4 protein-coding genes are annotated in these 2813 nt (G+C 59.2%); all 4 read left to right on the forward strand.

Annotated features, from left to right (window positions below; all coding sequences use genetic code 11):
- Positions 1 to 112 precede the first annotated feature (112 nt).
- The 4 genes from tnpA to MUU53_RS23330 all read left to right on the forward strand — a co-directional run bounded on the left by tnpA (position 113) and on the right by MUU53_RS23330 (position 2758).
- Positions 113 to 475, forward strand: a complete 363-nt coding sequence (gene tnpA / locus MUU53_RS23080) for an IS66-like element accessory protein TnpA (RefSeq protein WP_247262933.1) — start codon at positions 113 to 115, stop codon at positions 473 to 475.
- Positions 472 to 819 carry an IS66 family insertion sequence element accessory protein TnpB gene (tnpB, locus tag MUU53_RS23085; protein WP_247262934.1) on the forward strand — a complete coding sequence of 116 codons (348 nt, stop codon included), beginning with the start codon at positions 472 to 474 and terminating at the stop codon, positions 817 to 819. Before tnpA ends, tnpB begins: the two co-directional genes overlap by 4 nt.
- 71 nt (positions 820 to 890) lie before the next feature.
- Positions 891 to 2456, forward strand: a complete 1566-nt coding sequence (gene tnpC, locus MUU53_RS23090) for an IS66 family transposase (RefSeq protein WP_247262935.1) — start codon at positions 891 to 893, stop codon at positions 2454 to 2456.
- Positions 2456 to 2758, forward strand: coding sequence for a hypothetical protein (locus MUU53_RS23330; RefSeq protein ID WP_343229134.1), 303 nt, complete (start codon positions 2456 to 2458; stop codon positions 2756 to 2758). The genes tnpC and MUU53_RS23330 overlap by 1 nt, the downstream gene beginning before the upstream one ends.
- Positions 2759 to 2813 lie beyond the last annotated feature (55 nt).

Raw genomic sequence — 2813 nt, forward strand, 5'->3', positions numbered from 1 at the left:
GATGAAGCGTGAGCGTCCGGTGAGCTATTTTTGCTGATCGGGCAAATCAGGCGATGTTCTGGCATTCGAACCAGCATTAATGCTGACATTAATACCAGAACAAAGAGGTTTCATGGCTCGCATGGAGATCATGTCCGGTACCGAGCGCAGACGGCGTTGGTCGGACGAGGCGAAGCTGAGGATACTTGCGGAAGCTGATGAGCCCGGTGCTCGCATTGGTGACGTGGCGCGCCGGCATGACATTCATCCGGGGCAGATCCGCTTATGGCGGCAATCATTCAGCTATGCCGATCGGCCGACGGTGTTCCTCCCGGTGGAAATCACCGAGGAGGTTGGCGTAAGCCAGCCGTCTACCGCATTGCCGAGGCCGGCGATCGTCGAGATCTTGCTCCGAAACGGTCGGCGCTTGAAGGTTCCGGTTGACGTTGAGTTGAAGCTGCTTGGCCCGCTGGTCGCTTGCGTGGAGGCGACATGATCGGGCCTGCGGGGAATGTGAGGGTCTATCTGGCCTGCGGGGTGACCGATATGCGGCGTGGCATTGATGGTCTGTCCGCGCTGGTCGAGACAGTCGTGAAGGAGGCGCCGGGCTGCGGTGCGATCTTCGGCTTCCGCGGAAAGCGCGCTGACCGGATCAAGCTTCTCTGGTGGGACGGTCAGGGGTTCTGCCTGTTCTACAAGATTTTGGAGCGCGGATACTTTCCTTGGCCGACGGCGAAAGAGGGCGTCGCGCACCTGACGCAGGCGCAGCTTTCCATGCTTGTAGAAGGGATCGACTGGCGCCGCCCGGCGTGGACGTCGGCTCCCGGGCGAGCGGGATAAAAGCCATATTTTGCAGGCGCATCCGAGGCTTATCGCTGGCGCGTCAGAGGCAAATCGGCTAGATTGCGGGTATGGAAACAGCGCCGCTGGACAGTCAGGACGAGCTCACTGCTTTGCGCGCACTGGTCGCCGAACAGGCGGCGAAACTTGAGAGCCAGGAAGCCGAAGTCATCAAGCGTGACTCCATAATCGGGCTTCTTCGCGCACAACTGGAGCTGCTCCGACATCGGCAGCATGGCGCCTCTTCGGAAAAGATCGACAGGAAGATAGAGCAGTTTGAGTTGATGCTGGAGGAGATCGAGGCCTCCCGTGCCGAGGCTGAACTGCGCTCCGGCAAAACTACTCTGCCGGAGTTGGACGATGTACCCGAGAAGCCGAAGCGCAAGCCTCTGCCTGATGGTCTTCCCGCCGAAGAACTGGTCTATGCGGCTCCGTGTAATTGCCCGACCTGTGGTGGCACGTCATTCCTGAAGGCGCCCGACCGGGTGGTCCAGGTGCTCGAGCACGTGCCGGCGTCGGTCAAGATTGTCCGGCATGTCGAAAAGCGCATGATCTGCAGGGAGTGCGATACGACGGTGGCTGGCGAGATGCCGACCTTGCCGATCGAGCGCGGCAAACCCGGGCCGGGACTGCTCGCCCATATCATGATCGCAAAATTCGACGATCACATTCCCCTCTACCGTCTGTCCGAGATGTACGACCGGTTGGGAATAGATATCTCCCGATCCGTGATGGCCGACTGGGTCGGCCGCGTATCTGCTTTGCTGACGCCACTCGTCTTGTTGATCAGGGCCCATATTGCAGCACTCGACCGAATACATTCGGACGATACCCCGGTCGATGTTCTCGACCCCGGGCGGGGTAAGACAAAAACCGGCAGGGTATGGGTCTACGTCTTCGACGGCAGTGGCTACCAATCCGCCACTCCCGCAGCCATCGCCTATTACTATAGCCCAGACCGCAAGGGGGCGCATCCGGCTGACCACCTGGCAAGCTTCAGCGGCGTCATGCATGCCGACGGTTATGGAGGCTACAAAAAACTCTACGGCAACCAGATCGTTGAGGCCGCCTGTATGGCGCATGTACGTCGCAAGTTCCATGATGTGATCAAGCTGAAGCCGTCACCGATCGCGGAGGAAGCGCTGTCGCGCATCGGCGCGCTCTACGATATCGAGAACCGTATCCGCGGCATGTCGGCTAACGAGCGGCGCACTCTGCGCCAACACCATGCCCGGCCCGTTCTGGACGAGCTCAAGGCCTGGATTGAAGCCACCCTTTCTACACTGCCACAGAAGCAGAAGCTGGCCGAGGCAATGCGATATGCGCTGTCGCGATGGGCCGCCTTGAGTGTCTACATCGACGATGGCCGGGTCGAAATCGACAACAACATCGCCGAAAGAGCCATGCGTCCGCTTGGAATCGGTCGGAAAAACTGGCTGTTTGCCGGCTCGGACAGGGGCGGTGAGCGCATCGCCAACATTCTGACCATCATCGAGACAGTCAAACTCCACGGTCATAATCCGGAGGTCTACCTGACAGATGTCCTCACCCGGATCCAGGATCACCCCAAGGATCGACTTGAAGATCTGCTGCCTTGGAACTGGACGCCGTCGATAGACCGACACGAGGCCGCCTGATGGCACGCTCAAGGTTCATCTACACGCTCAGCCAAGTCGCCGGCATGATCGGCGAGAACCTCGAACTGATCGAGGAAATCACCGCAAACTCGGACAACATCTCCGAAGGCGAACTGGTCTACGTCAGCGATGGCAGTGAAGATGGCACGAAGGGTCTGACCGATAATGGCATCGAAGAACTTCAAAGCCTACTCGCCGACATCCGGACATGGGACGGCGGCATCCGCGAGTTCCTCATCGAGACACAATGCGATCCTGATATAATCGACCGCATCATGGTCGATGAGATGAAACGCGGCTAGTAGCTTCCACCCCGAGACACCCAAAAATGCGTTCACCGGACGCTCACGATGTAGC

This window comes from Affinirhizobium lemnae (assembly GCF_022968395.1).
Lineage (GTDB): Bacteria > Pseudomonadota > Alphaproteobacteria > Rhizobiales > Rhizobiaceae > Neorhizobium > Neorhizobium lemnae.

Bases quoted from the DNA above. Each gene is read 5' to 3' on its own strand.
- tnpA (WP_247262933.1), top strand. From the start codon at position 113: ATGGCTCGCATGGAGATCATGTCCGGTACCGAGCGCAGACGGCGTTGG.
- tnpB (WP_247262934.1), top strand. From the start codon at position 472: ATGATCGGGCCTGCGGGGAATGTGAGGGTCTATCTGGCCTGCGGGGTG.
- tnpC (WP_247262935.1), top strand. From the start codon at position 891: ATGGAAACAGCGCCGCTGGACAGTCAGGACGAGCTCACTGCTTTGCGC.
- MUU53_RS23330 (WP_343229134.1), top strand. From the start codon at position 2,456: ATGGCACGCTCAAGGTTCATCTACACGCTCAGCCAAGTCGCCGGCATG.